The sequence below is a fragment of the Deinococcus hopiensis KR-140 genome (genome assembly GCF_900176165.1).
In the GTDB taxonomy this organism is placed as follows: Bacteria; Deinococcota; Deinococci; order Deinococcales; family Deinococcaceae; genus Deinococcus; species Deinococcus hopiensis.
This window is the reverse complement of the sequence record NZ_FWWU01000009.1, coordinates 152,501-179,479: the sequence shown is the minus strand read 5'-3', so window position 1 is coordinate 179,479 and position 26,979 is coordinate 152,501. Positions and strand designations below refer to the sequence as shown.

The window sequence follows — 26,979 nt, the reverse complement described above, 5'->3', positions numbered from 1 at the left end:
CTACGCCTACCCGAGATCAATCCTGATAGTAGAAGAGCAGCTTCTGCAGGGGTAGGCTCTTGCGATGAGCGAAGTAGTAAATGTTCAAGTCCGGAAACACAACCGGTGCGGCTTCCTCAGGCAGCATCCTCCAACCGACGGAGGACAAGGCCCGCTCAAGGCGTGGCCGTAACGCCTGCATCGCCTCATCCTGCGGATCTGCAGGCCAAGCGAAGCGTGCAAGTTCACTCAGCCACAGCTGGCCTCCTTCGGTCTTGAGAACCACGTATGTTCCCCAACCCTGCTCATTCCAAGTTCCCACATCTACCGGTTCAGCTGTCGTGAGACCGTCACTGCGCAAGGCGGCCACCACCGCCTCATGCTCGTCCGTCACGTCCGGCTGACCCCACTCACGGGTGAGGCCTTCGATCAACCAGCGGACGTCTGTCCCAGCCTCCGCTTGATCCAAGGTACGGACCCAGTAACGCACCACAGTGTCCCGAGCTTCTTCCGGAACCGCTGGTGGAAGCGTCACCCTTACCTCTGGTAAGCCAGACAACTCAGGTTGGATTCCAGCAAGGAGCAGGGTCCGGATGGCCCACAACCGAATGGAGTGCGGACATCCACTCTCACTCACGAGCGCGTTCAGTTCATCTGCAAGTGGGGGCTGAATCCTGGCGAGGGCGTCGCTGGTGCTCTTCACGACCATCCAGTCTGGCTGCCCGAGCAACTTTGGCACCAGGGACGCAAACCTCTCCCTTGCGAGGGACACCAGTTGTCGGGTTGCCCACTCCTGCACTGCCAGCATGGGGTCGTGCAGCGCCAGGTGCTCGAGTTGTTCCAAGGGATCACAGGACGGCTCCAGGAGCAGTTCCGGGTTCGCGGACACAAGCTCTTCCAGGAGGGGGGCCAGCCCTTTCAGGCGCTGCTCCAGGAGGCTGATCGCCTGTGAAGCCTCCTCGACATAGAACCTTGCCGATGTCTGAAGCAGGGGTCGTAGGGCGGTGATGTCCCCGAGTCGTACCCGAGCGTTCGCCACAGCTCGCGAGTTCGGTCCACCGTACACCGCCTGAAGCGCCTTCACACTCGCACCGTCCTTAGCGTCCACCAGAACATGGAGGGCGATGGTCCACACCTGACTGCGCACCTTGCTGCTGAGGACGAGTTGCCGAAAAAACGGAATGAGGCCTGCGTCTTTCCTTGCCGCCAGGATTTGGGCAGCGTCCTCTTCCATGCTGACCGTATAGGGTCCGCCCTCTCCTGCAGCGAGGCGTTGCAGAGCTCGAGTACCTTCCTCCAGGTGTGCCAGGACGCGGACGAGGAGCCGGGCTTGAGTGAAGGTCCAGAGGTGCTCCTGGTCTTCCCTGAGCAGAGGAAGCAGGTCCTGTGCCCGGTCGGCCAGAAGGCGAATGAGCTTCTGCTGCAGAGGAGGGTTGATGCCCCCAACGGCTTCGGTATCCGACCACATCGGCAGCGCCTCATCGTCCTCGCACCCCCAGGAAAGCGCGAAGAGGCTACGCAGTTCGTCCGTCAGATCAGGCATCACTTGTCAACCTAGAGCGCCAACAGCATGAGGGCTGCCAGATGTGCCCAGAGGGAAGAGTGGAAGGTGTCACTTGCTCCTGCATGCACACCCGGCTGCATAACTTGACTTCCGCTGAATACAACGCTATATTTTTGACTATCAGCGGCCCGAGTGGCCGCATTCGTCGTTTAAAACCAGCGCTCTCCTCCTTCGCGAGCATCTAAGGTGATCCTGAACGCACCAGCCACACCCATACGTCACGAAGCGTAGAGGTCAACGTCCAAGGTGGCGCCCAGGGCAGCAAGTCGTTCCAGGTGCCAAGGGGTCAGTGCCAACCCCCACATCTGCTGCGCGTACCCGTAGTACGCCACTGTGACGTGGACGGTACAGGTGGTGCTGGCGAGGGCCTTGATGTGTTCGGCCACTTCCTGCGTGGCATCCAGCAACCGGGTGAACTTCGTCTCCACCTCTCCTGGGTCCTTCAAGCCATTTCCTGCTGGGCACAAGGACCAGTCAGAGCCCGGATAGGGGCGTCCAGTACGGCTGGAGATCTCTCCCTTGCTTGTTGACTTGGAAGGGATAAGCCCGATTCTCGCCGTGATGTCTTCGGCACTCAGTTGCTCACTGCTCACCCTCAGATACACCGTGCTGCCCGCCTCAATGCGGCACCCGAGAAGCGACGGAGTCCGGTCCTCGAAGCGGAGCATCAGCACTAGAAAGTAAAACTGGTCTTCTACGCGGAGATAGACGTCATGGACGCCCTCGTCGTTCAATACGACTCCAGCGACCACAGGGACACCGTTCTGCTCCTCCAGAACGTGTCGTGTGAGGAAGACCTCTACGTCCGTGAGGGTTGGCCGAGCCAGCTCAGCGAGTGCATGCTCGACCGCAAGTTGGTCCATGGAAGCGGTCATGCTTGGAGCATCCGGAACTGCCGAGGCACGTACGATTCCGGCGCGGGTCGGTGCATAGAACCACCTTAAGGAAAGCGCTTCTGAATGAAGTTGCCCCTCCAGTTCAGGAGGGGCTATTGGGTTCTTCGATGTTGTTGACGGGAGTGCGTCTCACGCGAGGCGGGCCTGACGCATGAAGGACAGCAGGTAGGTCAGCTTGAAGCGGTCGCTCTCCTGACGCTCGGCACGGGCGGCTTTGGCTTCACGGCGCCGCTGGGCTTCGGCCTGGAGGTGTTGCGCACGGTCGTTCTGGACGTAGGGGTTCACGGTGTTCTCCTCTTACCGGTCGGCACGCTCGCCCCTCGGTTGTCCCTATGGTGCGCTCCCGCCCCTCTTGCCCACATCAACCGGGTGGCGCATCCCCCACTCCGCTAGATGGCAGAGGCCAGCTACGCCTGCCAGACGTTCGCGCCGCAAAGAGGTTCCTCCTTCCCCCAGTCCTCCCGCGCACCTGCGTCCTTTCTAGCCTCTCTCCCGCTTTACACTCGCGGCATGAGCCGGGACCGGTGGGCCGTGTTCGGACTTCTCAACGCCTCCTGGATCACCTTCGGTCTCCTGGCCCTCGGCACGGTCACGGGCCTGTCCCGCCTGTTCTTCTCCCGTGGAATGCAAGGGCCCAGCTACGACTTTCCGTTTGTCCTGCTGAGCTTCGCCCTCGCCATCACGGTCGGACTGGCCGGGAGTGCCCTCCTCTTCACCAGGCCCCTTCGTCAACGCAGGCCCGACCTGATTCGGTGGTCTCTGCCGCCCATCTGGTTCTTCTACGTGGCGCTGAATGTCCTCTCCGAACTTGCTGAGGGGTTCTCGCCTTTTACGCTCACCCTTCCCTCAACCGTTACCTGGGCTGTCCTGGCCCTGTTGGCCGGACTCATCGTCTCCTGGGTGCTAAGTCAGCCTCCCCGGGACACCGCCATCGCGAAGGCCTTGCCCCGTTCGCTTGCTGGCACCTGGTGGCAGCGCCTCCCCGCATGGGCAAGGGGGGTCTGCTTTGTTGCTCTGGGTCTCAGCGTCGGTCTCCTCCTCCATACGGCGCAGGACCCCTTGGAACGTGTCCTGGCCGCAAGAGAAGATGTCCTACGCACCACATCCCGCGAGCATGTTCAGTCTGCCCGCCTCTCCCCAGACGGTTCGGTCGTCGCTGTCACGGCCACTGGACCGGGCACGCAGACCCGCGTCATCCTGGTCGATTCCCGGACCAAGCGGCGCCTGTGGGAGCGGGATCTCGAGATGTCGTTTGCTGAGCCCATCTGGCTGTCGAGTGGAACACGCCTGCTCGTCGCCCCCCGGTACAAGCAGGAGAAGGGAGCGGTGTTGGACCCGAGCACAGGCCGCACCGTGGAGGCGGTCGCGGACATCATCGCCTCCTGCCGGAAGGCCGCCTGCGTGGGAAGGAACAGAACGGTGCTGCCAGATGGACAGCGGGTCATCCTCCTTCACGAGTACGTGCAGGCAGCGTGGTTGGAGGACGCAGCCGTTCAGGCCGACCGGCCACTGGGAGCGCGCCTGGTTCGCCCTGATGCCGGGGGACACACCCAGGCGACGGCCATTACGCCAGACGGTCGCCGGGCTGCCGTTGGGTACGCCGATGGCACCGTCATCGTCTTCGAAGCGTTGAGCGGCAAGCGCCTCGCGGAGTGGAGGCCCCATACGGACGCCGTGTACGACCTCGCGTGGTCCCCCGACGGGAGTGCGCTCGCCACGTACGGCAAAGGGGCGTGCGGGGGGTTGAGCAACCCTTACTGCGTGATGGTGACCAACTTCTCAGGCGGCACACCTTCGACAAAGGCTGCCTGGAGACACGACGGCATCGATACGTCCACAACCCTGGAGTGGGTGGGCCGTGACCGCCTCCTGCTGGACGACGACAAGTCGAGTGTGTTCACCATCAAAGCGCCTGGAACATGACCAGGACTCAAGGGTTCAGCCAGTGTTGATCCTTTCCTCAGTCCAGAGCAGGAAAGGTTGAACCTCCTTCAACGTCTTCCCCATCTCCCCAGGGGAGCTGGACGGGATACTTCCGTCGTTCACGAAGGGGAGCGTCCACCTTCTCAAAAACGGACGTGCGAGTGGGGCGGAGAGTTAGCCCTCGGACTGGTTCGAGTCCAGTCGCCCACACCCATCCAGGCGGCCTCCGGGTCGCCTTTCTTCTGCCCATGCTCCAGCCACGCCGGACCAGGTTGGACGCGAGCAGGCACATCAATTGGGGAAGTACAGCGTCCTGCTCCTCCGGGCTTTAACGGCCCAGGTTGATGTCAGGGCGCCGTGCCTCGGCGTACGTCAGCTCGAAGACTGTGTCCTGCATCCAACGCTGGAAGCTGCCGTTGTCCGAGTACTGCTTGAAGAGCTCGGTGTTGTCCTTCATCAGGCCGATCAACACCCGCATCAAGGCGCGGGCGTGACGCCGTAGAAGTGCAGGGTGGTCCTGGCACGGCATTTGATGCGGAGGTGGTAGTAGAACTGCGCCCAGGTCATGTGGGTGTCCTTCTGACGGGACTCGGCGGGTTGGACATGGAGCAAACGATCACTGCTGGGCGGACCGGGTCCAAGTTGAGGAGACAAAAAGAAAAACCCCGTGCTAGACGGGGTTCTTTCTCTTGGTGGCCAGGGCCGGACTTGAACCGGCGACCCAACGATTTTCAGTCGTTTGCTCTACCAGCTGAGCTACCTAGCCGAATGGCGGTCCGGACGGGATTTGAACCCGCGACCTACTGCGTGACAGGCAGTTATGCTAACCGCTACACTACCGGACCACTTCGCGCCGCAAAAAGCAGCGGGGTTAAGGATAGCTGCGCTCCACGGGCTTGTCAACGGGGGCCCCATAAACGGGGGCGCGTGGGTTGGCTCTTCAAAAGGGCACCGCCCGTACGCTCTGTATGGGGGAGTCCTGCGAAGAATCGATCAGCAGTTCGAGGTACTCGCGGGTATGCAGGGCGTCGATCATGGCAAAGCCCGCCTCCTCGTCCAGCAGGATGCCGCGTTCCATCTGCGTGTGACCGTAAACGCCGAAACTCAGGCCCGCCATATGCACGTATTCTGGGGATTCACGAAACCAGCGTTTGGCGCTGTGATCGGCGTAGAACAGATCATCGTAGTAGGCGTGCGCAGGCAGGGGCGAGACGTGGGCGAACTGTACGCGGCCCACCCGCAGCTCACGCAGAAACTCGCCCATCCAGCCGCGCAGGTGCTCGGGCAGGTGAACCCCACCATGTTCAGGATCGAATTCCACATGAACCAGCCCCGCCTGGGTACCCAGCACGTAAGAGGTGTTGAGCACGGCGTCGTCGTGGTTGCCCAGGATCAGGTGAACGGCGTGCGGCGCAGCCGATTGGTAGGCGCGCAGACGTTCGAGCTCCCGCACCTGCTCGCGGGCAGCGACGAACAGGTGATCGGGGTTGCGGGGGTTGAAGCGCGAGAGGCCCGTCAGGCGCTCGTAGTCGCGCTCGCTCTTGGGATGCACGAGGTCACCGATCAACACCACCTGGTATACCCCGGCCTGCACCGGCGGCGTGGGCAGGCCGTCCGGGGTCACGCAACTCGCGGCCTTGAGGGCCGCCCACAGTCCGTCCCAGTCCGCGTGTACGTCGCCCACTGCGATGAATTTCTGCATCGGCATCCCCTTTTCTCCCCTTTCCCCTAGCCTTTGAGGATGGCCTGGAGTTCTTTGTAGATGCCCCGGCTCTCTTCCACCGTCTCGCCGTAGCCGCGCAGCAACACGCGCGTCGCGTCGCCGCCCTTGCCCGCCGCCTTGAGCTGCTCCAGCAGGTCCTCAATGTGCCGACGGGCCTTGTCCATTTGCGGATCGCGCGGAGGCTCGGGCAGCAGGGCCACGGCCTGGGCACTGGGCGCGGCGGCCCGCTCGGTCTCGGCGTCAAGGTCCGCCGTGTTCGCTCCGTCCTCGGGGTCGTATTCCACCCACTGCGCTTCCTCGGGCAAGGGCAGACCGAAGAAGTGGGCGGCGTCAGCCAGGGCGCACAGACGGGCGTCGTTCAGGGTATGGCCCGTTGCCAGCCCCTCGCGGGTCACGCCGCACACCGTTAGGCGTGCGCGCACGACGGGTGGGGTCACGCTGTCGCAAGCCCAGCTCAATGCCCAGCCCGCATCCACCCGTTCCAGGTGCAGGGCGAGGGCATCGGGAGCAGGCACCAGCGTCACGCGGGCCTGACCGGCGCGCACCTCGGCCACCGCCCAGGCGGTCAGAGAAGCGCGCAGGGCTTCACGGGCACGGTCAAGATCGGCCATATACGCCGAGTCTAGCGGTCCGGGCCGCGTGGGCGGAATCAATCTCACGCTTAAAGCTTGGCTCAACGCTGGGGAAACCGACCCATCTCCTCAGGGTGACAATTGTCACCCTTTGCGTCTGACGGGCCACACTGGGGACTCTGGGCTCTGTCAGGCAAGCTTGGAGCATGACGGGAGCAGCGATAGAACTCAGTGGGGTGGGCAAGACGTTCGGACGGGTGCAGGCCTTGCAGGGCCTCGATCTGGAGGTGCGGCCCGGAGAACTGACCGCCCTGCTGGGGCCCAACGGCGCGGGCAAGACCACGGCCATCGGACTGATGCTGGGGCTGCTGCGGCCTACGGCCGGCGCGGTGCGGGTGCTGGGAGGCGATCCGCGCGACGCCACCACCCGGGCGCAGGTGGGGTCCATGCCCCAGGAAAGTGCTCTCCCCGCTGCGCTGACGGTGCGCGAGGCGGTGACCCTGTTCGCGCGGATGTACCCCTCGCCGCTGCCGGTGGACGAGACGCTGGCGTTGGCAGATCTGCTACCGCTGGGGGGGCGGCGTGCCGGGGCTCTCTCGGGCGGACAAGCCCGGCGGCTGGCCTTTGCGCTCGCGATGGTGGGCAATCCGGCGGTGCTGTACCTGGACGAGCCCACCACCGGCATGGACGCGGGCAGCCGTCAGGGGTTCTGGGCCGCTGTGGAGCGGCTCAAGCGCGGGGGCCGCACCATCCTGCTCACCACCCACTACCTGGAGGAAGCCGAGCGCACCGCAGACCGCGTGGTGGTCATGAACGCGGGGCGCATCCTGGCGGACGGCACGCCGGGAGCCCTGCGTTCCAGCATCGCCACCTCGCACGTGCGCTTCCAGTCGGACCTGGTACTGACCGAACTCCAGCACCTGCCCGGCGTGGAGGGTGCCGAGGTGGATGAACGCGGCCACGCCACCCTTACCACCCGGACGCCCGAAGCCCTGCTCACCGCACTGGTGCAGTCGGGAACCCCCTTTTCCCAGCTGGAAGTGACGCGGGCCAGCCTGGAAGACGCGTTTATGAGCCTGACGGGGAGCGTGAAGGCGTGACCGCCGCCCACCCCGCCCTGGCGTCCTCGCTGGTGGCGCTGGCCTGTATGGCCCTGATGATGCTGCGCCGCTTTCAGCGCTTCGCCACCCCGCAACCCCTCGACGCGAGGGGCCAGCGCCGCCTCGCTCGCCGTCCGCTCATCCTGCTGGTCATCGGAGCGCTGGTGCTGCTCAGCGCGCATTCCCTGGCCGGTTCGGGCGCGGCGCTGCTCGGAGCGCTGGTGGGCGCTGGGCTCGCCTCCTGGTCTGCGCGGCACACCCGCTTTGAATACGGCCCCGACGGCCACGCCACGCGCTACCTCCCCAACGTGTGGATCGGTGGTGGCGTGTTCGCGCTGTTCGTGGCGCGGCTGCTGTGGCGGCCATGGCCCCTCCCCATTGGGGGAATGCCGGCCACCACAGGAGGCGAGCAGTTCGATCCTTCTACCTTTGTGGGCCGCAGTCCCTTCACCACCGGTCTCTTTCTGGTGTTCGTCGCCTACCAGATCGTGTACGCGCTGTTGGTTCTGCGGGCATCGAGGGGGGGGCGAGCGGTGTGAGCCCTCCTCCTCGGCCTCCTTCGGCTCTCAGACCCTCAACCATCTCCGGAGGCACCCCCATGACCACCCTGACCCCCACCCTCACCACCACTCCCCGCCGCGCGCCCACGCTTCCCCTGCTGGGGCAGCTCGTCCTGGCCGAGCTGAGGCGCATGATCCGCAACCCGATGTTTGCGATGGGGACGCTGGGCTTTCCGCTGATTTTCTTTGCGCTGTTCGGGTTACCCAATGTGCACGAGAAGACGGACGCGGGCGTGAGCGTCGGGCAGTACCTGCTGGTAAGCTTCGGCACGTACTCGCTGCTCTCGCTGGCGATGTTCTCGTTTGGGGCCGCCGTCGCCGCCGAGCGCACCGGGGGCTGGCTGCGGCTGATGCGCGCTGCCCCGCTCCCGGCCCCGCTGTACCTGACGGGCAAGGTGGTGGCCGCGCTGTGCTTCAGCGCCGTGAGCCTGACCGCGCTGTACCTGTTCGGGCATGTTGCGGGCGGCGTCACCTTTCCCTTGGGCGAGGGCCTGCGGATCGCCGGGGAACTGCTGCTGGGCATGATTCCGCTGATCGCTCTGGGCTTGTGCATCGGCTTTCTGGCGACGCCCACGAGCGCCAGCGTGGTGGCCCAGATCATCTCCGTACTGATGTCCTTCGGCTCGGGGCTGTTCATGCCGCTGGACCAACTGCCCAAAGTGGTGCAAAACCTCGCGCCGTACCTGCCCTCGTACCACCTCGGACAACTGGGCTGGACCGCCGTGGAAGGGCAGGGTGGCAGCGCCGTTCACTGGGCCTGGCTGGCGGGGTACACGGTGGTGCTGGGTCTGCTCGCCGCCTGGGCCTACCGCCGCGACGAGGCGCGCGGGCAGTAAACGTACCGGGCGCAGCAGGTGGGGGTGAGGACGTGAATACTGGGCGCATGTGGACCGACATGACCTGGCACGCTCCGCCCCCTTTTGCGCGGGAACACCCGGACGGCGCGTTGGAGGTCCGCACAGGAAACCGGACGGACTTCTGGCGTGAGACGCAGTACGGCTTCACGCGGGACGACGGCCATGCCCTGCTGCGAGGCGCCCCACTCGAATTTACCGCGAGCGTGCGGGTGCGCGGGGAATATAGGCATCTCTACGATCAGGCCGGGCTGATGCTGCGGGCGAGCGGGGCGCACTGGGTCAAGACCGGCGTGGAATACGTGGGCCGTCAGCAGTGGAGCACTGTGGCCACGCTGGAGCGCTCAGACTGGAGCGTGGCCCCCGCTGCCGATTATCCGGAGATGACCTTCCGCATGGTCCGCCGGGGCGACGCGCTGATCGTTCATGCCCGCCCAGAGGACGGGATGCCCTGGGCCCTGCTGCGGGTCGCCTACTTTCCGCCGGACCTGCCGGCGCAGGTGGGGGTGATGGCGTGCAGTCCCCAGCGTGAGGGCTTCCGGGTGACGTTCCGGGAGTTCACGCTGTCCGGCGTGGACTGCCGCTCCCTGCACGAACTGGTCCAGCCCTGAGCACGAAAGAAAAGAGGTTCAATCCCACCATGACCCGGCCTCCCCCACCCCATCCTGACCAGCGCCGCCCCCTGTTCTGGCGGGTCTTTCCGCTGGTGTGGCTGGTCTACCTGTATTTTCCGCTCGCGGAACTGTTTCGCACGCCCCATCCGGTACCCATCCTGGTGCTGAACCTCACAGGCGTGGGCATTTTCGTGGGTCTGTGGTGGCGGCTGTACTCCCGGCAGGGCCACCATCCGCAGACCCACGGTTTCCTGGTGGCCTTCACGGCGGGCTGGTGCTTTTTTCTGTACGCCACGTCCTTTCCGGCCCTGGGCTTCAACGCCGCCACCTTCCTGGTGTATGCCGCTGGGGTCCTGGGATTTCAGGGCAACCGGGTGGTGCTCGCGTTCGGCTACCTGGGTGTACTGGCAGCTCTGCTCGTGCCGTGGCAGTTCGGCGTGGCGCAAATCGGCCTGTTCGATCTGGCCCAGATGCTGCTGCTGTCGGCAGTGGCGATGTGGGGCAACCACGCCTCCCACCGCCAGAACGTCGCCCGCGTCCGGCTGGCGCAGGTGCAGGCCGAGAAAGAAGCCCTGGCTGCCGACGCTGAGCGTGAACGGATCGCCCGGGACCTGCATGACTTGCTGGGCCACACCCTCTCCGTGATCGTGCTGAAAAGCGAACTGGCCAGCAAGCTGGCAGAGCGCGATCCGGCCCGCGCCGCCCAGGAAATCCGTGAGGTGGAGCGCATCAGCCGCGAGGCCCTGACCGAGGTGCGCGCGGCGGTGAGCGGCTACCGGGGCAGCGGCCTGCGCTCGGAACTCGCCCGGGCGAAGGTGGCCCTCGACGCGGCCGGCGTGCGGCTGGAATACGGCGGCCAGGAATGCCCACTGCCGCCCGAGGTGGAGCACAGCATGGGCATGGTGCTGCGCGAGGCGGTCACAAACGTGGTGCGCCACGCCCGTGCGGGCGAGTGCCGCGTGAGCATCACCCGCGAAATGGGAGGCTACCGCCTTGAAATTGCTGACAACGGCGTGGGCGGCGAGGCCCCTGAGGGCACCGGCCTCACCTCCATGCGCGAGCGGGTGCGGGCACTGGGGGGCGAGTTCAGCCGCAGCGGAACGGCGGGGACGCGGGTGGTGGCGAAGTTTCCGGAGGGCGAAGGCGGAGGGCGAAGAGCAGAGGGGAATCAAACCCCCGGCGCGCCGCCTTCTGCTCTCCGCCCCCTGCCAGACCGCTCCTCGGGCTGAATCCCACTTCAGCAGGCCCAGCCGTTGCCGCCACCCCCCATTCCCAGGGTGTCCAGTCCGCACTGCTCGGCGTAGTCCTAGGCGACCGGTGCGGCACAGGAGCACGTTCTGGCAGGCCGCTTCTCCGAGAAAACGGGCGGCGCTCTTGCCGCCCACCTCGTCGTCCTCCAGAAAGAAGAAACCGGGCACCCTCAGCCGAGCGGGCAGGTCCGGGTGGGGCAGACCGAACGCGCTCCCCAGGCCGATCACACCCACGCCGGGGTCCTTGAGCGCGAGCCACGACGCCATACCGTTGAGTTCGCCCTCCACCCACAGCACAGCCTGCGTTGCTGAGAAGAGGTCCGGGGCCACCCAGGGCAGATTGCCGTTGTCGGGCGGAAGCCCGGAGTATTTGTGACGTCCGGCCGTGAGGTGGCGGCCCTTGAGGCCCAGCAAGTTCCCCGCCCGGTCCCGCCACGGCAGCAAGTCTCCGTCTTCCGGCAGGCCCAACTCCAGCCGCTGGGCCTGCTCCAGCGTCAGACCGCCCCCTTCGAGCACCGGTGGCAGGGCTTCACAGCCCGCCAGCCGCCCCTGCGCCTCCTCGTGAAGTCGCCCTACATCCATACGGTCAGGCCACGGCCCCGCACCGGCCCGGGAGATGGGCCAGTCGGCGGGGACGTGCGGGCAGAATGAAACTCAGCATGCGTGATCCCTCTCCCCTCCGCAGGTCCTGCCCGTGATCCGCCTCCTCCTGGCCGAAGACCAGGCCCTCGTGCGTGGAGCGCTCGCGGCGCTGCTGTCGCTGGAGGGCGATCTGGAGGTGGTGGGCATGGCGGCGGACGGCGAGGAGGCGCTGGCCCAGGTAAAGGCGCTGCGCCCCGATATCCTCGTGACCGACATCGAGATGCCGCGCCTGAGTGGACTGGACCTTGCCGAGCGCCTGGGCGCCGAGGTGCCGGGGGTCCGCGTGGTGATCGTGACCACCTTCGGGCGGGCGGGCTACCTGCGCCGGGCGCTGGAGGTGGGCGCGCGCGGCTACCTGCTCAAGGACGCCCCCGCCGCCGATCTGGCCGATGCCATCCGCCGCGTGCATGCCGGAGGCCGCGCCGTGGACCCCACGCTGGCCGCCGAGGCGTGGGGGGACCGCAATCCCCTCACGGACCGGGAGCGCCAGGTGCTGCGTGAGGCCGAGACGGGGGCCACCACCGCGCAGATCGCCGCGGCGCTGAACCTCTCGGAGGGCACGGTCCGCAATTACCTGTCGGAAGCCATCGGCAAACTGGAGGCCGGAAACCGCGTAGAGGCGGCGCGGCAAGCACGGGAGAAGGGGTGGCTGTAGGCGGTGGGCAGAGGAAGTCGAGGCTTTTTGCCCTTCAGATTGCCTCCTCCGTTCCCTGCCTCCACGCCAGCCCCGCGCCCACCAGCAGCACCAGCGCCGACACGATCAGCCCCAGCCGCAGGCCCCCCGCACCGTCCGACAGCGCCCCTGTCAGCACCGGGCCGAGGGTCTGACCCGCCGCGAAGACCACCGTGAAGGCGGCGATGCCCCGGCCCCACGCCGCCTCGGGCAAGACCCGCTGGGTCAGGACCGTGGTGCCCGTGACCACGGCGAGGAGGCTCATGCCGAACAGCACGCCGGACGCAAACAGCACTGGCGCAGCGCGGCCCACCAGGGGCAGCGCCGCTCCCAGCGCCAGGGTCAGGAGTTGCACGGTCATCGCGCGTGCCCCGGGCAGACGCCGCACCACATCGGCCCACACGAGCGGACTGACGACCACCGCTCCGCCCAGCACGGCCCAGAAAGGCGTGACGAGGTGGCCCAGCTCCTCGGCGCGCAGGAAGGCCACGATAAAGGTCATGTAGGCGATGTACCCCAGCCCGAAGCAGGTGTAGGCCGCGAGGGCTGGGACGAGGGGCCGCAGCGACGCACGGACGGTCCCGGTCTGTCCCGCAGAGGGCGTCGCACCCCGCAGGGCAGGCCAGGCTCCGGCGAGTGCCAGCAGCGAGGCCCCGCCGAGCGCCAGCCACGCCGCAGGCCATCCCCGCGCCAGCAGGGGCGGCAGCAGCAAGGCCGACGTCAGGATGCCCACCCCCGCGCCGCCGTAGAACACGCCCAGCAGCAGGGGACTCCGCTGGGGATGAGCCCGCGCCGCCAGGGCCGCCAGTCCGCCCCCCGCGACGAAAATCAGCGCCCCGCCCGTCCCCGCCAGAAAACGCAGGGCGAGCAGCAGTGGGACCATACTGGTCAGGCCTGAGGCGAGCAGGGCCAGGGCCGTGCCCACCATCCCCACCGCAAACGTCTGCCGAAGTCCCCACGGCGCGATCAGGCGGGGAGCGGCGAAGGCTCCCAGCAGGTAGCCCGCCGCGTTCGCCGCGTTCATGGCCCCCGCCACGGTAAAGCTCCAACCCAGGTCCGCGCGCATGGCGGGCAGCACGAGGGCATAGGCGAAACGCGCAAAACCCAGGGCCACCGCCACCCCCAGCGAGAGCCGGACCATCTGCCCCAGGCTGCGGGGAAAGGATTCGGGGAAACGGTCCATCTGTGAGGACGCTACAGCCGCACCCGCAGCCCCTGCAACCCGCGCAGGGTGAAATTGGGGTGGTACGTCAGCGGTTGCTCGGGCACGGTGTACCCGGGGAAACGTGTCAGAAAGCGCGTGAGGAACGTATCTGCCTCCATCCGCGCCAGGGTCGCGCCCAGGCAATAGTGGGCCCCAGCGGCAAAGCCGAGATGGGCCTTCGCGTTTTCGCGCCCCAGATGCAGCGTATGGGGATCTGCGAACACACGCGGGTCCCGGTTCGCGCCGCCCAGGCTGATCGAGAGGTGTACTCCGGTGGGCAGGGTGACGCCTCCCAGGGTGAGGGGCCCAGTGGTAAAGCGTCCCGTGGAGAGGACGGGCGAGGTGAAGCGCAGCAACTCCTCCACGGCGTTGCCCATCCGGCCCGGCAGGTCTTCGCCCAGCCAGTCCCGCTCCTCCCGGAAGGTCTGGAGGGCCTGCACGCTGCCGGAAATCAGGTTGCTCGTCGTCTCGTGCCCAGCGACGAGCAGCAGTACGGCGTTGGCAAGGAGTTCGTCGCCGCTCAGGCGCCCGCCGCCGTCTTCCACCCCTGCCAGGGCCGAGAGCAGGCCGGGCTGGGGACCGGCGCGCAGTTCGTCGGCCAGGTCCCGGAAGTAGGCGCGCATGGCCGCCGCGTCGGCTTCCAGTTCGGCCCAGCGCTCGGGGGTCATGTTCAGGCCGCCCAGCAGGTCCGCCACGCTGCCCGCCCAGGTGCGGAAACGCTCGGCATCCTCGCCGCGCAGGCCCAGCATCTGGATGATGACGGTGACGGGCAGGGGCACGGCGAGCGCCTCCACCACGTCCACCTCTCCCCCGTTCTCGGCGGCGCGGGCCGCAGCCCGGTTCAGCAAGTCGTCGGTGAGGGCGGCGATAAAGGCGCGGCTTTCCTCCAGCACACGCGGGGTAAAAGCCCGCTGGGCGAGGGAGCGCAGCCGGGTGTGGTCCATGCCGTCGTGAAACAGCATCATGGGCGACATCAGCGCGTAGGTGGCCGTCTCCTGAAAGCCGGGGCCACCGTCGTACTTGCCCGTGCGGACGAGGGGACTTTTGAGCGCCGCCGCCACCTCGGGGTGCCCGGTCAACAGGGCAAAGCCCGCCCCGGGTTCGTACAGTACGGGCGACATGGCCCGCACCCGGTCCAGATACGCGGGTGGATCAGTCAGGTGAGCGCCCTGCCAGTAGTCCGCGAGCAGGGTGGCAGAATTCACGGTCATGCTCCAGGGTAGCGCCCGTCATGGGCAGAGCGCCGAGGAATGCTCGGCGCTCTGCCCTCTGCTACTGTGCCTGCCATGCGGCTCGTCATCGGCGTGAGTGGAGGCAGCGGCATTCCGTATGCCCAGTCCATCCTGGAGGCGCTCGCGGCCCTGGGGGTGGACACGCACCTCGTGGTCACGAGCGGTGCGAAGCGGGTGATGGCCTCCGAGGGTGGGCCGCAGCTGGCGGACCTGACCGCATTGGCGGGCACCGTGCACGATGACCGGGACCTGGGGGCCAGCATCGCCAGCGGTTCCTTCCGCACCGACGGCATGGTGATCGTGCCGTGCAGCGCCGGAACATTGGCGAAGGTGGCGGCGGGCTTGGCCGACAACCTGCTCGCCCGCGCCGCGCACGTCACCCTCAAGGAGCGCCGGCGGCTGGTGCTCGCGCTGCGCGAGGACCCCCTGCCACGCCCCATGCTGCTCAATATGCTGTCGGCCCATGATGCGGGCGCGACCGTGATGACCGCCAGCCCCGGCTTCTACCACGCGCCGCAGAACGTGGAGCAGCTGCTGCACTTCGTGACTGCCCGTGTGTTGGACCAGTTCGGGCTGGACGTGCCGGGATTCCGGAGGTGGGGGGAATGAAGGCCGAGGGCCAGGGCTTGCCCTCGGCGGCACTTATCCCCGCTGCGGGTGCCGGCACCCGCCTGCGCCTGGGGCCCAAAGCCTTTGTGGAGGTGGGGGGCCGGACCCTCCTGGCGCGCAGTGTGGCGGCCCTCGCGCCGCACGTGGACGAGGTGGTGGTGGCGCTGCCGGCAGGGTGGAGTCTACCGGCAGGGCTGCCTGCGCGGAGCATCGTCGGTGGGGCGACCCGGCAGGAGAGTGTGCGGCTGCTGCTGGAAGCCACAGCAGCGGAGGTGGTTCTCGTCCACGACGCTGCCCGCCCCTTTCTGCCTGCCAGGGCGGTCCGGGCGCTGTTGGAAGCGGTGGAGGAGGTGGGCGCGGCGACGGTGGCGCTTCCCGTGGCCGATACGCTGGTGCGGAGCGAGGGGAGAAATTGGAGAGAAGGTGTCCCCCGCGAGGGCCTGTGGGCCGTGCAGACGCCGCAGGGCTTCCGGCGGGAGGTGCTGACGCGGGCGCACGGGGCGGCGCATGAGGAGGGCGTGACCGCCACCGATGATGCGGGTCTCGTGGCGCGGCTGGGCCTGCCCGTGGCCCTGATGCCCGGCGACGCACGGCTGTTCAAGGTCACGACGCCGGGGGATCTGGCGCTGGCGCAGGCGCTGGCCGCGGTGTGGGACGCCGAGCAGGGCGAACAGTAAGGCAAGGGGAAGGCCGGATATGGAATGCTCAGGGTCCATGTGCCTGCCCGGAGGTCCCCCATGCTCCTAACTGTCCCGCCGTCCCCCCAGGGGGCGGCCGCCACCTACTTCGCACCCGCCAAGGTCAACCTGGGCCTCAGCGTGCGCGAACTGCGCGCCGACGGTTATCACGCTTTGCAGTCCATCATGGTCCCCCTGACGGTGGGCGACGAGTTGCTGATCGCGCCCGCCGCCGAACTGACCCTGACCGTGGAGGGCGCGGACCTCCCCACCGAACAGAACCTGGTGTTCCGGGCCGCGCGGGCGTACCTGAACGCGGCGGGCGTGACGGACGGCGCGGCGATCACCCTCCGCAAGCGGCTGCCCCTGGCCTCGGGCCTGGGCGGCGGCAGCAGCGACGCCGCCACCAGCTTGATGGCCCTGGCGCGGCTGTATCCGTCCGACGTCCCGCTGCCCGAACTCGCCCTGAAGCTCGGGGCCGACGTGCCCTTTTTCCTGCTGGGGCAGGCCGCGCTCGCCGAGGGTGTGGGCGAGGTGCTCACCCCGCTGCCGGTGCCGCACGTGCCCCTCGTCCTCGTCAATCCCCGGGTGGAGGTCAGCGCCGCCGACGCCTATGCCTGGCTGGACGCGGAGGAAGAATTCACCCCCGAGCTGAACGTGGAGCGCATTCTGGCCGCCCTGACCAACGGAGGCGAGGTGCCCTACCTCAACGCCCTGCAAGACCCGGTGGTGGCCCGTCACGCGCCCATCCGTACCGCCCTGAGTGTCCTGGCAAGCGCGGGCCTGCGCTCGCCCCTGATGAGCGGTTCCGGAGCCACCTGCTTTGCCCTGGCCGACAACGACGAGGAGGCGCACGCCGCCGCCAGGGCCATCGCCGCCCTGCATCCGGATTGGTGGGTGACGACGGCCCGGACGCTGTAGCGGCGCAGAGGGCCAAGAGGAGGAGGCCGAACGCAAGCCCTCAGCCTTCAGCGCTCCGCAACCGCTTTCCGCAAGAAACCCATCAGCTCCCCCACCGCCACGCGCGACACTTCGCCCGTGCGCCGTTCCTTGACTTCCGCCTCCCCAGACGACAGGGCGCGGCCCAAGGTCACGCGGTAGGGAATGCCCGTCAGGTCCGCATCCGCAAACTTGACGCCGGGACGCTCCGTACGGTCATCGAGCAGCGCGTCCACGCCCGCTGCGCGCAGTTCGGCATACAGTGCCTCGGCGGCCCCCACCTGCCGGGCGTCGCCCATGTCCACCACCGTCAGCAGTACTTGGTACGGGGCGATGGCGGTGGGCCACACCAGCCCCTGCACGTCAGCCAGTTGCTCGGCCACCGCCTGCGCCAACCGGGTCACGCCGATGCCGTAACAGCCCATGTGGAAGGCCTGGAAGGAACCGTCGGCGGCGGTAAATCCCGCGTCCATCGCCTCCGCATACCGGGTGCCCAGTTGAAAGACGTGCCCCACCTCGATGCCCCGCGCCGAGAGCAGCACCTGCGCCGAATCGTGAACGCAGCTGTCCCCCGCTTCCGCCTGGCGGAGCTCCACCACGTCCGGCAGGGCGTACTGCTCGCCCCAATTCGCGCCGGTCACGTGCCACTCGGTTTCGTTCGCACCCGTGGTGAAGTCGCGCGCCGCTGCCGCTGCTCCGTCGCACAGGCGCAGGAAGGCCGGGTGCAGGACTTCCCGGGCCGCGATCACGTGGTCCGGCAGGTCCGGGGCGATGTAACCCAGCGGCAAGGCCAAGGCCGTCCAGGCTTCCGGTTGGGCGAGGCTCAGGGAGATCAGCGTTCCGCCCCCAAACCGCTCGGCCCGCGCCGATACCGCGTTCCACAGCTTGACCGGGTTGACCGCGTGGTCGCCGCGCACACTCACGAGGATCGGCACGAGGTACGCCTGCCCCTCTCGCAAGAACGTGGCGTCGTACAGCACGTTCTTGATCATGTGCCCGGCCTCACAGTTCAGAGCCGCGCAGGCGCTTGACACGGTGGTGGTCCCCGGCGTGTGGCGGCGTGCGAAGGAGGTGAAGGGACTGGGCGCCACCTCCGCCGCGCGTGAGACGGCCTGTTCAGCATTGGCGGCGTAGAGGCCGTCCGCGCTGTACAGCACCTCATCCTCGCCCACGCCTGTCAGCACCATGAATTCGCGGCTCGCGTCGCCGCCGATGTTGCCACCATCGGCGTCCACGGCGCGCCACTCCAGGCCCAGCCGGGTCAGGATGCGGGCGTAGGCGGCGCCCATCACCTCAAATTGCCGTGCCAAGTCTTCCGGCGAGGCGTGGAAGGAATAGGCGTCTTTCATGGTGAATTCGCGCGTTCGCAGCAGCCCAAAGCGCGGGCGCAACTCGTCGCGGAACTTGCGGGCGATCTGGTACACGCTCAGCGGCAGGTCCCGGTAAGAACGCACCACCTCGCGCGCCACGGCCACCGCGACTTCCTCGTGCGTCGGCGCGAGGGCCAGTTCCCGCCCAGCCCGGTCCGTCACCGTAAACATGATGCCCTCAGCGCGGGTATAGATCTCCCAGCGCCCAGACTCGCGCCACAGCGCTTCGGGTTGCAGCATTGGGAAGCTGACCTCTTGCGCCACGTCCGAGAGTTCTTCCCGGATCAATGCCTCCAGCTTTAGCAGCACGCGCTGCATCATCGGCAGGTGGGCGTAGAGCCCGCTGCCCAGCTTGCGAACGAAGCCCGCCTGCGACAGGGCGGCGATGCCGCGCGTCTCGGCGTCCGACGGGGCCTCGCGCCACGTCACGAACAATCCTTGCGATACACGCATGGTTTTTTTTCCTCCAGGATGTGCGCACGTCAGGTCTGTGCGTCTCCGGAGAGGGCGCACGTCCGGCCAGAAATGACAGCTTCACACCCCGGAGGGCGGCGGGAGCACAGGCAGGCCCGCACCGACACGCGTCAGCATGTGGGGGAACGTCCGTCTGCTCATGGAGCGAGGCTACAGGGGAGGGGGCAGAACGTCAAGACAAAGGGGCCAAAGCGTCCAGCGTCCGCTCCGCCTCACGGCTGATACGTCTTGATGGTCCCCCCGAAGCCCTCCTCGGGGCGAGCGCGGTAGAACAGCAGGCTAACCGGCAGGTTGCTGCCACTGGCGGGCACGAAGTCGATGTTCAGGCGGTCCGACTGGGGCCGCCACAGCATCACGGGTTCGTCGGGCTTGAGGGCGCTCCCGGTATGAGGCAGCTTGATGGTCTGGGAGATGGGGCCGTCCTCAACTTGCATGGCCCCGCGGTACAGTCCTCCGCGCGGGCTGAAGGCCACCGCCGTGCCCGCCGCGCCGGTCACCTCCAGGTCGTACAGCACGCCGTAGTTGCCGCCCAGGCGCTGGGGGCGGCCCGTCAGGCGGTCCACGCCCAGCAGGGCGGGGTCCAGTTGTCCGTCCCCCAGCACCAGCCGTGCGGGCAACCGGGTGAGGTTCACCCGCAGCGAGCGCACAGCGTTCTCAAAGGTGCCGCGCACATGCTTGGCATCGGGGGTCAGGTAGGGCAGTTGCTGCACCGCCTGCTGGGTGGGCGGGAGGCTGTCTTCGAGCATCACCACGCTCAGCTCCACCCGGCCGGAGGCCGTCAGGTCTGCCATAACGTTGACGCCGCTGCCAGGTCCAAGGGTGGGGCTGGCATAGACCGCCGCCGTCTGTCCCGGCTGCAGGGTCAGCGTGGGGCCCCCCGTGCCCGCGAAGTAGTCCAACAGCGTGATCTGTCCCAGCAGGACTTCGAGCCGGGTGGGAGCCGTCTCACCCTGCCGCTCGGTGTGGACGTCCACCGCCCGGTCCTCCAGGTTGCGGGCCAGCACGTAGAGCCGCGCCGGTTTGCTCAGAGCATTGATGTGGTAGGCCAGCAGCCGCAGCGGGCCCGACAGGCTGTCTTGGTACAGCACGCCGCTCTGGGTGGGGGCCTCGGGGCTGTCACTGAAGATCAGGGGACGCCCGATGCTCGGCAGCCGCACATCGGTGAGCGCTGGGTAGGTGTTCACGAGGGGATCGGGAAAACGGTCCCCGGGGTCGGCGTATTTCAGGGCGTAGGTCAGTGGGGAGTCCACCGGGGTGCCCTCCACCCGCAGGGTGCGGGAAAAGGGCGCGCTTTGCAGCCCCCGGCTGTTGGTGACCTGCAACGTCACGGTGTAGGTACCAGGCTGGAAGTACACGTCCTGCCGCCCCGTCCAGCGGCGCGCCGTGAGGTCGGCTCCGTCAGGATCGAAGGGGTATTCGGTGAACACCACCCGCTCGCCGGGCGCGTAGGTGGTCTTGTCGGTAGAAAAGCGGGCCTGGGGAGCCAGCGGGTTGCCGCCTTCCCGCAGGGCGGTCAGGGTCAGGGTGCGGCCCGCGTCGTCCATGCTCAGGCCGGCGTTCAGGGCGTCGGCCAGCAGACGGGTGCTGACGTATACGGTGCCGTCCAGGACGGCGACACTGCCCTCGGGCTGGAGCACCCCCCCCAGCGTGGCGACGCCCCGCGCCGCGTCCACCATCAGGCGGCCCAATCCCAGCTGATCAGACTGAACGGTCAGCGTCTGGCCCAGCAGGGTGGCCGTCTCGCGCAGGGGCAACAGGGTGCGTCCGCCGATAAGCCGGGGCGGGGCACTGAACTGCGCGGCCCCACCGTTGAGCAAGGCCGCCGCCTGATCGGGCGAGAAGGTGAGCTGGACGGCTCCCGCTGCCGTGGCGGGCGCGGCAGCGAGGCCGAGCAGGGCCGCCACCAGCAGGGAGCGGACCACCGCTCCGGCCTGACGGCGCGGACAGGGCAGAAGGAAACGCAGCGAAGCAGGCGCAAACACCCGGGAAGTATGCGGGCCGAACCTGACGGACATCTGCCCCGGTGCCCCCCAGGTCCGGACGGTGAAGAAACTGTGATGCCCGAGTGGGGCCGCTGTGTCAGGCCCCTGAAACCGGTTGCGGTTCAGCCCCCTTCAAGGCCCCGCCGCCGCTGGCGGCTAAAGCGCAACTCGGCGCGGATCAGGGCCGCCGCGTTCAGCGCGTAGCTCGTCACAAGCAGGGCCAGCAGCAGCGGGAGCGCGCCCGGGGGCAGGAGGGCCGCGGCGAATGCGGGCCCCACCACCCCCGTCTGCAGGGCCAGCCCCGCGACGAGCGCCGCCCAAACGAGCAGCAGCACCCCTCCCCAGGCCCCGTCCAGCAGGGCCGAACCCGGCAGCAACACGGCAGCGAGGCGGTAACCGGCGGGCCGGCCCTGACGCCCCGCTCCCTGGGGACGCGGAATCACCAGCGACAGGGCGAGCAGCGCGAGCAGCGCCAAGGCCGCCAGAAAGGCCCACCCCAGCCGGGCGCTGCGTCCCAGGCCCGGCGCGAGAACGGCCAGCGGGGCGCGCAGGTCGCGCAGCAGGGTCACGCTGAGATCCCCGTTCACAGCCCGGACCAGGCTGCGGTCGTCGGGGTAGCACAGCCGGGGAACGCCCGGACGGTAGGCGTCTTGAAAGGCGGTGCCGGGGGTACGCGGGCGCAGGCCCAGGTTGGCGGCGGCGGCGGCGAGGTCTGGCCGGGCCGCGAGCGCCTGGCGGTACAGCTCGCGGGCCTGCGGCGGGTCGCCCCGGCCCTGCGCGATCACGCCGAGGTTATTCAGGGCGCAGGCGTTGCCGGGAGCCTGCGCGTACCGCTGCCGCGCGGCACTGTCGTCCCCACCAAGCTGCGCGGCCAGCCCCACAAGTAGCGCCGTGTCAGCGCCAGGCCGCAGGTTCAGCTCGTCGAGGCGGGCCGCGAACCAGCCCCCGCCGTAGGTGCCCGCATTCAGGGCCGGGGCCTGCAACCGGGCGGCCGTGGTGTTGGCCCACTGCCACCCCGCGACGCTGACAAGCAGGCCCGCCGCCAGGGCCGTCACCATGAGTCGCTCACCCACGGTGCCGTACAGCACGGCGACGCGGCGGGTGCGGGAGAGCGGGTGGCGCACCCACGCGGCCCAGCGCCCGCCCAGGGCCCGGGTGTCCTCGCCCTGCACACGCCAGGCCCGCGCCGTGAGGGTCAGCAGCGCTGCGCACAGCGCGAGCAGCAGCGACAGCGTCACCAGCCGCAGCGACGCGCGCACCTGCCGGGGACCCTCAGCCCCCAGGTTGTACAGCGTGCCTGCGCGCAGTTCCCGCGAGAATGCCCGCCACTCCTCGGCCTCCCCGCTGCGCCCCTGCGCGTCCAGCAGCGCCGCGTAGCGGGCGTAGAGCGCGTCCCCGCCCTCGAATCGCGGAAAGAGGTCACGCAGGTACCGCATCCACACCTCGGCCCGCTGCAACCGCCCCTGCGCGAGCAACGTGCCCAGGTAGCCGCTGGGATTGCCGTAGGCGAACAGGGCCGCGCGGCTCACCCGGATCTCGGGATCGTAGCCGCGCGCGGCCGCGTCCCGCCGGGCGCGGTCCAGCGCGAGGTCCGCGGCGGCGGGAAAGCCCCGCGCGTCCAGCACCGCCGCGAGCTGCACCCAGGCTGGAAACGGGAGGTCCCCCGCCAGCGCCCGCCGCACCGCGTTCAGGGTGGCGTACCGGTCTCCGCGCTGCGCCGCCGCCCCCGCTTCCCGCAGCGCCAGGAAGGGATTGAGGGGATCGTCGGCAGCCGCCTGGTTCAGCCGGGCCTCGGGCACCAGCGCCGCCGCGCCCTGCAACCAACCGGTCACGGCGGGTTCCGGGGGAAACACCACCCGCTCCTGCACGTCCCCCCCCTGCCCCGGACTGCCCAGGGTAAAGCGCTCGACGTACCCCGTCCCGCTCGTGCTGACCCGCACCGTGCCGCCCGTCGCGTCCAGGGACGTCACCTGGCCCGGCAGGTCATAGCGGGCCTGCAGCGTGCCGTCTCCCGCCACCGCGTAGACCACCGGCCCCACACCCAGATACGCGGTGCCGCCCGACAGCAGGGGACCGGTCAGGTCCCCCAGCACGGCCGGGTATTCGCGGGACCAGCGCACGTGCCCCGCGTCGTCCTCACCGCGCAGGGCGCGTCCCACCAGCACCGTTTCCGCAGCCGACGATCCCAGGAGCAGCGCGGCTCCCAGTACCGTCCCCAGCAGGGCCCCCCCGGTTCTCCTCACGTGGCCCGCTTTTCGGCCGCGAGCAGATGCCCGGCCCGCAGGGCCATCACCGCGCCGCCCGCAAGCAGGTCTGCCGCGCCGCCCCAGCGCAGGGCCAGCAGCAGCCCGACGGGCACAGCGACGGCGGTGGCGAACGGAACGGCGTTCAGGCCCACCCGCCGCTGCAGGGTGGCCTTATACAGCGGAATGACCGCCAGGCCGGTGCCCAGCAGTCCCAACAGCGTCAGGGGCGCGGCCACGAGCAGCGCGCCCAGCAGCGGCGCGATGCCCCCGCCTCCCTGAAAGCGGAAGAACACCGGGTAACAGTGGCCCAGCACCACGAAGAGCATGGCGAGCCAGGTGGCGTCGGGCGTCAGCGTGTGGGCAAGCCACGCGGCGAGGGCCCCCCGCAGCACGTCGAAGGCCATCACTCCGGCAGCGGCGGCCAGGCCGTACTGCCGGAAGGTGCCACTGCTGCCCGGCAGGTCACGCTCCCGGATGTCCTGGCCCCGCAGCCGCGAGTACAGCACCCCACCCACCAGAGAACCGAGCAGGTACGAGGCGAGGGCGACGATCAGAAAGGGCATCTCGGCGCGCATTGTATGCCCCGGGCCGTCCAGAGCGGGCGGGCGCGGGGTCCCCGAACGCCTACACTCGGAGGCGTGACTGCCCCTCCCCTCTCCCGCGCGGAACTGAGGCGTTATTCCCGGCAACTGCTCGTGCCCGAGTGGCAGGGCGCGGGCGCGCAGGAACGGCTACGGGCGGCCCACGTGCTCGTTGTGGGCGCAGGTGGACTTGGTGGACCGGCCCTGCTACAACTTGTGGGCGCGGGCGTGGGCCGCCTCACGATCGCGGACGGCGACACGGTAGACCTCAGCAACCTTCACCGTCAGACCCACTTCAGCGCCGAGGACGTGGGCCGCCTCAAAGCGGAGGTGGCGGCCGCGCGGGTGCAGGCCCTCAACCCGTACGTACAGGTGCAGACTGCGGGATGGTTGGACGCGGGGAACGCGGGAGACCTGGTGCAGGGCGCGGACCTCGTACTGGACGCCACCGACAATTTCGTGGCCCGCTACCTGTTGGCCGACACCTGCCGTACGCTGGGCCGGGAATGGGTCTGGGGTGCGGCGAGCGGCACGAGCGGCATGGTCAGCGTGTTTGGACCCCATCTCGGCCTCCGCGACGTGTTTCCAGATCCCGGTGGAGCCGAGTCCTGCGAGGAAGCCGGGGTGCTAGGTCCCCTCGTGGTCGCGGTGGGCAGCATAATGGCCCTGGAAGCCCTGAAGGTCCTGGGAGGCGTGGGCACCCCACTGAGAGGCCGACTCTGGACTTTCGATGCGCTGACCGCCCGCGTTCACGTTCTGAACCTCACGCCACCCCCCCAACGCTGAGCCGCCCTGGCCCGAACTGCTTTACTGTCTCCCCAGAGACAGCAGACCTGCATAGAAAACTCCGCGCTGGGCGCGGAGTTCTGGCATTGCGCAGCCACAAACGTGTGTTACTGTGCATTTGAGCCCACAACTCTGCTCAAATCCACCTCACGGAGGACCACGCATGGCGAGAACCCGCAGGACCCCAGCGGCCCAGGACGTTGCCGCGCAGGACAAAGCCGCCACCCACACCGCGAGCCGCAAAGTCGCCAAGACGCAGATCATCGACCTGGTGGCCGGCCGCACCAGCCTCAGCCGCAAGCAGTCCGGCGAGGCGGTCGCCGCCGTTCTGGACAGCATCGGTCAGGCCCTGCGGGAGGGACGTAGCGTCGGGATTCCGGGGCTGGGCACCTTCAGCGTCACCCAGACAGCGGCGCGCACCGGTGTGCGTCCGGGCACCTCCGAACGCATTCAGATTCCCGCTGGCAGGAAGATCCGCTTCAAGGTGGCCACCACCCTGCGCGGCGAACTCTAACCTCCTCCCTTCCGGCGCGCCGTCCCCGGACTTTGTTCGTCCAGCAGGCGGCCCGCTCCTTTTTTGTGACCCTGCGCACACGTTGGAGGGCCGGAGGAGGAATACGGTGACCGTCAGATGAACCGCGCGTTGCTTTTCTCGGTGGCCGTCCTCGTGACGGGCCAGGCCGCTGCCAAGCCCATCGTTGTGGGCAGCAAACTCGACCCCGAGGCCCAGATTCTCGGGCAGATGATCCTGCTGACCCTGCAGGACGCCGGGCTGGAGGTCACAGACCGCACCAACCTCGGCGACACGGGCGTCAACCGCAAGGCCATCCTGGCGGGCGAGATCGACGTGTATCCCGAGTACACCGGCAACGCCGTGTATCTCTTTCCCGAGGCCAAGATCGGCGCGAAGCAGGCGGGCAGCCCGGGCACCATCTACAGCCTTGCCCGGCAACTCGACGCCAAGAACGGCATTACCTGGCTGCGCCCCGCCAACGTGAACAACACCTGGGTAATCGCGGTGCCGCAGGCCCTCGCGGCGTCCCAGAAGCTCAGCAGCGTCGCTGACCTTGCGCGGTACCTCAAGGGCGGCGGCGCGTTTAAGATTGCGGGTAGTCCCGAGTTCTTCAACCGCCCCGACACCATGCCCGCCTTCGAGGCCACCTACGGCTTTAAACTGAAACCCGAGCAGAAGCTCGTACTGGCAGGGGCCACGCCGCCCCAGACGCAACAGGCCGCCGCCAGCGGCACCAACGGCGTCAACGCGGCCATGGCCTACGGTACCGACGGCAGCCTCGCGGCGCTGAAGCTCGTCGCCCTGAAAGACCCCCGGGGCGCGCAGGCGGTCTACCAGCCCGCGCCCATCATCCGCGCGGGCGTCCTGAAGACCAACCCCAAGATCAGCGGGCTGCTGGGCCGGGTCTTCGCTTCCCTCAACCAGACCACCCTGCAGGGACTTAACGCGCAGGTGGCGTTGGAAGGCCGCACGGCGAAGGACGTGGCGGGGACGTACCTGAAGTCCAAGGGCCTGATCAAGTGAGCGCGGCCCGCTGCGGAGAACCCGCAGGCCGGTGAGCGGGGCCCGGCCCACTCCGGGAGGGCTCTTCCCCGTGTTCGTCCTCGCTGCCCTGCCCATGCTGGCGGGCACGTGGCTGCCGTGGGTGCTGCTGCGCCCCAACCGCCTTGCGCCGGGAACGTACCTGCACCTGCCGCCCCTCCTCACAGGGCTCGGCGTGGTGCTGGCGGCGCTGCCCCTGCTTACCTTTCGGCGCTGGCCCGGGTGGACCGGCCTGGCCGCGTCGCTCGCGATGGTGGCCGGCGTGTGGGCGCTGGGTGAGCAGACCCGCGCGGCCCTCGCCGGTCAGATGCCCTTTGCCCGAGCAAGTGCGGCGAGCGGGGTCTGGCTGTTTCTGCTGGGAGCGGGGGTGGCCGCCTTCGGGGCTGGGCAACTCGGGCGGAACCGCTGGGGGGCCTGGCTGTGGGTGCTGCCGGTGGCGGCGCTCGCCCTGGCCGGGCACCTGAGTGCCTGGTCCGTCCTCGTCGAGGGCCGCAATGAGGGACCACGCTGGGTGCAGGAATTTGGGCAACATGTGCGGCTGGTGGGCAGTGCGCTGGGATTGGCCCTGCTGATCGGGGTGCCGTTGGCGGTGTGGGCCTCGGGGCACGAGCGGCGGGTGGCAGCGGTCCTGGGCGTGGCGAGCGGCATCCAGACCCTGCCCAGCCTGGCCCTGCTGGGACTGCTCATCGCGCCGATCTCGGCCCTGGCCAACGCCTTTCCCCTCCTGCGCCGCGCGGGGATCAGCGGCATCGGAACGGCCCCGGCGCTCACCGCCATGACCCTGTACGCCCTGCTGCCGCTGCTCCGAAACGGGGTGGTGGCCCTGCGGGGGGTTCCGGCGGGAACGGTGGACGCGGCCCGGGGCATGGGCATGACGCCCGCCCAGCTGTTCTGGCGGGTGCGGCTGCCTCTGGCCCTACCGGTGTGGCTCAGCGGGGTGCGGCAGGCCAGCGTGCTGCTCGTCGGGGTGGCGG

General features: G+C 68.6%; 27 protein-coding genes and 2 tRNA genes (1 of these 29 running past the window's edge). 15 read left to right on the top strand and 14 right to left on the bottom strand.

The features are described 5' to 3' along the window. Positions 1-16 precede the first annotated feature (16 nt). The 3 genes from B9A95_RS14140 to B9A95_RS33775 all read right to left on the bottom strand — a co-directional run bounded on the left by B9A95_RS14140 (position 17) and on the right by B9A95_RS33775 (position 2,724). A complete protein-coding gene (locus B9A95_RS14140; RefSeq protein WP_139806792.1) occupies positions 17-1,522 on the bottom strand; it encodes a hypothetical protein in 1,506 nt (501 codons plus the stop codon). A 239-nt stretch (positions 1,523-1,761) separates the two neighbouring features. Further along, positions 1,762-2,418, bottom strand: a complete 657-nt coding sequence (locus B9A95_RS14130) for a DUF4279 domain-containing protein (RefSeq protein ID WP_084047902.1) — start codon at positions 2,416-2,418, stop codon at positions 1,762-1,764. A 150-nt stretch (positions 2,419-2,568) separates the two neighbouring features. After that, positions 2,569-2,724, bottom strand: coding sequence for a hypothetical protein (locus tag B9A95_RS33775; RefSeq protein ID WP_170928620.1), 156 nt, complete (start codon positions 2,722-2,724; stop codon positions 2,569-2,571). Positions 2,725-2,949: 225 nt separating this feature from the next. Here B9A95_RS33775 and B9A95_RS14125 point away from each other — a divergent pair, with 225 nt between their 5' ends. Further along, positions 2,950-4,362 (top strand): WD40 repeat domain-containing protein, encoded by a 1,413-nt coding sequence (locus tag B9A95_RS14125; protein ID WP_139806791.1) that lies wholly within the window; start codon positions 2,950-2,952, stop codon positions 4,360-4,362. A 328-nt stretch (positions 4,363-4,690) separates the two neighbouring features. Here B9A95_RS14125 and B9A95_RS33770 read toward each other — a convergent pair whose 3' ends face one another. The 5 genes from B9A95_RS33770 to B9A95_RS14105 form a co-directional block, all read right to left on the bottom strand. Next, entirely contained in the window at positions 4,691-4,843 is a 153-nt protein-coding gene (locus B9A95_RS33770; RefSeq protein WP_170928652.1) for a hypothetical protein, read from the bottom strand. A 209-nt stretch (positions 4,844-5,052) separates the two neighbouring features. Beyond that, positions 5,053-5,128 (bottom strand) — tRNA-Phe (locus B9A95_RS14120). A 3-nt stretch (positions 5,129-5,131) separates the two neighbouring features. Continuing rightward, positions 5,132-5,207 (bottom strand) — tRNA-Asp (locus B9A95_RS14115). A gap of 95 nt (positions 5,208-5,302) precedes the next feature. Then, a complete protein-coding gene (locus B9A95_RS14110) occupies positions 5,303-6,064 on the bottom strand; it encodes a metallophosphoesterase (protein ID WP_084050738.1) in 762 nt (253 codons plus the stop codon). Between the two features lie 26 nt (positions 6,065-6,090). Further along, positions 6,091-6,696: a single-stranded DNA-binding protein gene (locus tag B9A95_RS14105; RefSeq protein WP_084047900.1), complete on the bottom strand. Its 606-nt coding sequence runs from the start codon at positions 6,694-6,696 to the stop codon at positions 6,091-6,093. A 167-nt stretch (positions 6,697-6,863) separates the two neighbouring features. On the opposite strand from B9A95_RS14105, the gene B9A95_RS14100 reads away from it, so the two are divergent. From B9A95_RS14100 to B9A95_RS14070, 7 genes are all read left to right on the top strand, one after another. Beyond that, on the top strand, positions 6,864-7,757 hold the full coding sequence (locus B9A95_RS14100; RefSeq protein ID WP_084047899.1) for an ABC transporter ATP-binding protein: 894 nt from the start codon (positions 6,864-6,866) through the stop codon (positions 7,755-7,757). Next, positions 7,754-8,296 carry a CcdC protein domain-containing protein gene (locus tag B9A95_RS14095; RefSeq protein WP_084047898.1) on the top strand — a complete coding sequence of 181 codons (543 nt, stop codon included), beginning with the start codon at positions 7,754-7,756 and terminating at the stop codon, positions 8,294-8,296. Before B9A95_RS14100 ends, B9A95_RS14095 begins: the two co-directional genes overlap by 4 nt. A gap of 59 nt (positions 8,297-8,355) precedes the next feature. Beyond that, the gene (locus B9A95_RS14090; RefSeq protein ID WP_084047897.1) at positions 8,356-9,153 is read left to right on the top strand and encodes an ABC transporter permease; all 798 of its coding nucleotides are present in this window, start codon (positions 8,356-8,358) and stop codon (positions 9,151-9,153) included. A gap of 47 nt (positions 9,154-9,200) precedes the next feature. Further along, positions 9,201-9,782, top strand: coding sequence for a DUF1349 domain-containing protein (locus B9A95_RS14085; protein WP_245808311.1), 582 nt, complete (start codon positions 9,201-9,203; stop codon positions 9,780-9,782). A gap of 29 nt (positions 9,783-9,811) precedes the next feature. Further along, entirely contained in the window at positions 9,812-11,014 is a 1,203-nt protein-coding gene (locus tag B9A95_RS14080) for a sensor histidine kinase (protein ID WP_084047896.1), read from the top strand. Positions 11,015-11,407: 393 nt separating this feature from the next. Further along, a complete protein-coding gene (locus B9A95_RS14075; protein WP_084047895.1) occupies positions 11,408-11,686 on the top strand; it encodes a hypothetical protein in 279 nt (92 codons plus the stop codon). A gap of 43 nt (positions 11,687-11,729) precedes the next feature. Beyond that, positions 11,730-12,332, top strand: coding sequence for a response regulator transcription factor (locus B9A95_RS14070; RefSeq protein ID WP_084047894.1), 603 nt, complete (start codon positions 11,730-11,732; stop codon positions 12,330-12,332). Between the two features lie 34 nt (positions 12,333-12,366). On the opposite strand, the gene B9A95_RS14065 is transcribed toward B9A95_RS14070, so the two are convergent. Continuing rightward, the gene (locus tag B9A95_RS14065) at positions 12,367-13,533 is read right to left on the bottom strand and encodes a YbfB/YjiJ family MFS transporter (protein WP_084047893.1); all 1,167 of its coding nucleotides are present in this window, start codon (positions 13,531-13,533) and stop codon (positions 12,367-12,369) included. A gap of 11 nt (positions 13,534-13,544) precedes the next feature. Continuing rightward, positions 13,545-14,765: a cytochrome P450 gene (locus B9A95_RS14060; RefSeq protein ID WP_084047892.1), complete on the bottom strand. Its 1,221-nt coding sequence runs from the start codon at positions 14,763-14,765 to the stop codon at positions 13,545-13,547. 75 nt (positions 14,766-14,840) lie between these two features. Between B9A95_RS14060 and B9A95_RS14055 the strand changes: the two genes are divergently transcribed. From B9A95_RS14055 to B9A95_RS14045, 3 genes are read left to right on the top strand one after another with little or no spacing between them, the layout of a single operon-like run. After that, positions 14,841-15,395, top strand: coding sequence for a UbiX family flavin prenyltransferase (locus tag B9A95_RS14055; protein WP_084047891.1), 555 nt, complete (start codon positions 14,841-14,843; stop codon positions 15,393-15,395). Then, positions 15,392-16,072, top strand: coding sequence for a 2-C-methyl-D-erythritol 4-phosphate cytidylyltransferase (ispD, locus tag B9A95_RS14050; protein WP_084047890.1), 681 nt, complete (start codon positions 15,392-15,394; stop codon positions 16,070-16,072). Before B9A95_RS14055 ends, ispD begins: the two co-directional genes overlap by 4 nt. A gap of 60 nt (positions 16,073-16,132) precedes the next feature. Further along, on the top strand, positions 16,133-16,993 hold the full coding sequence (locus B9A95_RS14045) for a 4-(cytidine 5'-diphospho)-2-C-methyl-D-erythritol kinase (protein ID WP_084047889.1): 861 nt from the start codon (positions 16,133-16,135) through the stop codon (positions 16,991-16,993). 47 nt (positions 16,994-17,040) lie between these two features. Here the strand turns inward: B9A95_RS14045 and B9A95_RS14040 are convergent, their stop codons facing one another. The 4 genes from B9A95_RS14040 to B9A95_RS14025 form a co-directional block, all read right to left on the bottom strand. Beyond that, positions 17,041-18,834 carry a proline--tRNA ligase gene (locus tag B9A95_RS14040; RefSeq protein WP_084047888.1) on the bottom strand — a complete coding sequence of 598 codons (1,794 nt, stop codon included), beginning with the start codon at positions 18,832-18,834 and terminating at the stop codon, positions 17,041-17,043. Between the two features lie 233 nt (positions 18,835-19,067). Next, a complete protein-coding gene (locus B9A95_RS14035; protein WP_425429974.1) occupies positions 19,068-20,759 on the bottom strand; it encodes a copper amine oxidase N-terminal domain-containing protein in 1,692 nt (563 codons plus the stop codon). Positions 20,760-20,959: 200 nt separating this feature from the next. Continuing rightward, positions 20,960-23,080, bottom strand: a complete 2,121-nt coding sequence (locus B9A95_RS14030; protein ID WP_084047887.1) for a tetratricopeptide repeat protein — start codon at positions 23,078-23,080, stop codon at positions 20,960-20,962. Continuing rightward, complete coding sequence (locus B9A95_RS14025) at positions 23,077-23,646, bottom strand: glycerol-3-phosphate acyltransferase (RefSeq protein WP_084050735.1); 570 nt, start codon at positions 23,644-23,646, stop codon at positions 23,077-23,079. The genes B9A95_RS14030 and B9A95_RS14025 overlap by 4 nt, the downstream gene beginning before the upstream one ends. A 75-nt stretch (positions 23,647-23,721) precedes the next feature. On the opposite strand from B9A95_RS14025, the gene B9A95_RS14020 reads away from it, so the two are divergent. The 4 genes from B9A95_RS14020 to B9A95_RS14005 form a co-directional block, all read left to right on the top strand. After that, a complete protein-coding gene (locus B9A95_RS14020) occupies positions 23,722-24,450 on the top strand; it encodes a HesA/MoeB/ThiF family protein (protein ID WP_245808310.1) in 729 nt (242 codons plus the stop codon). A gap of 163 nt (positions 24,451-24,613) precedes the next feature. Continuing rightward, a complete protein-coding gene (locus tag B9A95_RS14015; protein ID WP_084047885.1) occupies positions 24,614-24,964 on the top strand; it encodes an HU family DNA-binding protein in 351 nt (116 codons plus the stop codon). A 117-nt stretch (positions 24,965-25,081) separates the two neighbouring features. Next, on the top strand, positions 25,082-25,987 hold the full coding sequence (locus B9A95_RS14010; RefSeq protein ID WP_084047884.1) for an ABC transporter substrate-binding protein: 906 nt from the start codon (positions 25,082-25,084) through the stop codon (positions 25,985-25,987). Between the two features lie 70 nt (positions 25,988-26,057). Then, a protein-coding gene (locus tag B9A95_RS14005; protein ID WP_245808309.1) for an ABC transporter permease crosses the window boundary here: on the top strand, positions 26,058-26,979 show its 5' portion. Its footprint extends 182 nt past the window's final position; 922 of the gene's 1,104 nt are visible here — the first part of the coding sequence; the start codon lies at positions 26,058-26,060; its stop codon lies beyond the right edge, outside the window.

What these genes read in the sequence shown, in the direction of transcription:
- B9A95_RS14140 (WP_139806792.1), bottom strand. Translation starts at nt 1,522, where the DNA reads ATGCCTGATCTGACGGACGAACTGCGTAGCCTCTTCGCGCTTTCCTGG.
- B9A95_RS14130 (WP_084047902.1), bottom strand. Translation starts at nt 2,418, where the DNA reads ATGACCGCTTCCATGGACCAACTTGCGGTCGAGCATGCACTCGCTGAG.
- B9A95_RS14125 (WP_139806791.1), top strand. Translation starts at nt 2,950, where the DNA reads ATGAGCCGGGACCGGTGGGCCGTGTTCGGACTTCTCAACGCCTCCTGG.
- B9A95_RS14110 (WP_084050738.1), bottom strand. Translation starts at nt 6,064, where the DNA reads ATGCAGAAATTCATCGCAGTGGGCGACGTACACGCGGACTGGGACGGA.
- B9A95_RS14105 (WP_084047900.1), bottom strand. Translation starts at nt 6,696, where the DNA reads ATGGCCGATCTTGACCGTGCCCGTGAAGCCCTGCGCGCTTCTCTGACC.
- B9A95_RS14100 (WP_084047899.1), top strand. Translation starts at nt 6,864, where the DNA reads ATGACGGGAGCAGCGATAGAACTCAGTGGGGTGGGCAAGACGTTCGGA.
- B9A95_RS14090 (WP_084047897.1), top strand. Translation starts at nt 8,356, where the DNA reads ATGACCACCCTGACCCCCACCCTCACCACCACTCCCCGCCGCGCGCCC.
- B9A95_RS14085 (WP_245808311.1), top strand. Translation starts at nt 9,201, where the DNA reads ATGTGGACCGACATGACCTGGCACGCTCCGCCCCCTTTTGCGCGGGAA.
- B9A95_RS14080 (WP_084047896.1), top strand. Translation starts at nt 9,812, where the DNA reads ATGACCCGGCCTCCCCCACCCCATCCTGACCAGCGCCGCCCCCTGTTC.
- B9A95_RS14065 (WP_084047893.1), bottom strand. Translation starts at nt 13,533, where the DNA reads ATGGACCGTTTCCCCGAATCCTTTCCCCGCAGCCTGGGGCAGATGGTC.
- B9A95_RS14060 (WP_084047892.1), bottom strand. Translation starts at nt 14,765, where the DNA reads ATGACCGTGAATTCTGCCACCCTGCTCGCGGACTACTGGCAGGGCGCT.
- B9A95_RS14055 (WP_084047891.1), top strand. Translation starts at nt 14,841, where the DNA reads ATGCGGCTCGTCATCGGCGTGAGTGGAGGCAGCGGCATTCCGTATGCC.
- ispD (WP_084047890.1), top strand. Translation starts at nt 15,392, where the DNA reads ATGAAGGCCGAGGGCCAGGGCTTGCCCTCGGCGGCACTTATCCCCGCT.
- B9A95_RS14045 (WP_084047889.1), top strand. Translation starts at nt 16,133, where the DNA reads ATGCTCCTAACTGTCCCGCCGTCCCCCCAGGGGGCGGCCGCCACCTAC.
- B9A95_RS14040 (WP_084047888.1), bottom strand. Translation starts at nt 18,834, where the DNA reads ATGCGTGTATCGCAAGGATTGTTCGTGACGTGGCGCGAGGCCCCGTCG.
- B9A95_RS14025 (WP_084050735.1), bottom strand. Translation starts at nt 23,646, where the DNA reads ATGCCCTTTCTGATCGTCGCCCTCGCCTCGTACCTGCTCGGTTCTCTG.
- B9A95_RS14015 (WP_084047885.1), top strand. Translation starts at nt 24,614, where the DNA reads ATGGCGAGAACCCGCAGGACCCCAGCGGCCCAGGACGTTGCCGCGCAG.
- B9A95_RS14010 (WP_084047884.1), top strand. Translation starts at nt 25,082, where the DNA reads ATGAACCGCGCGTTGCTTTTCTCGGTGGCCGTCCTCGTGACGGGCCAG.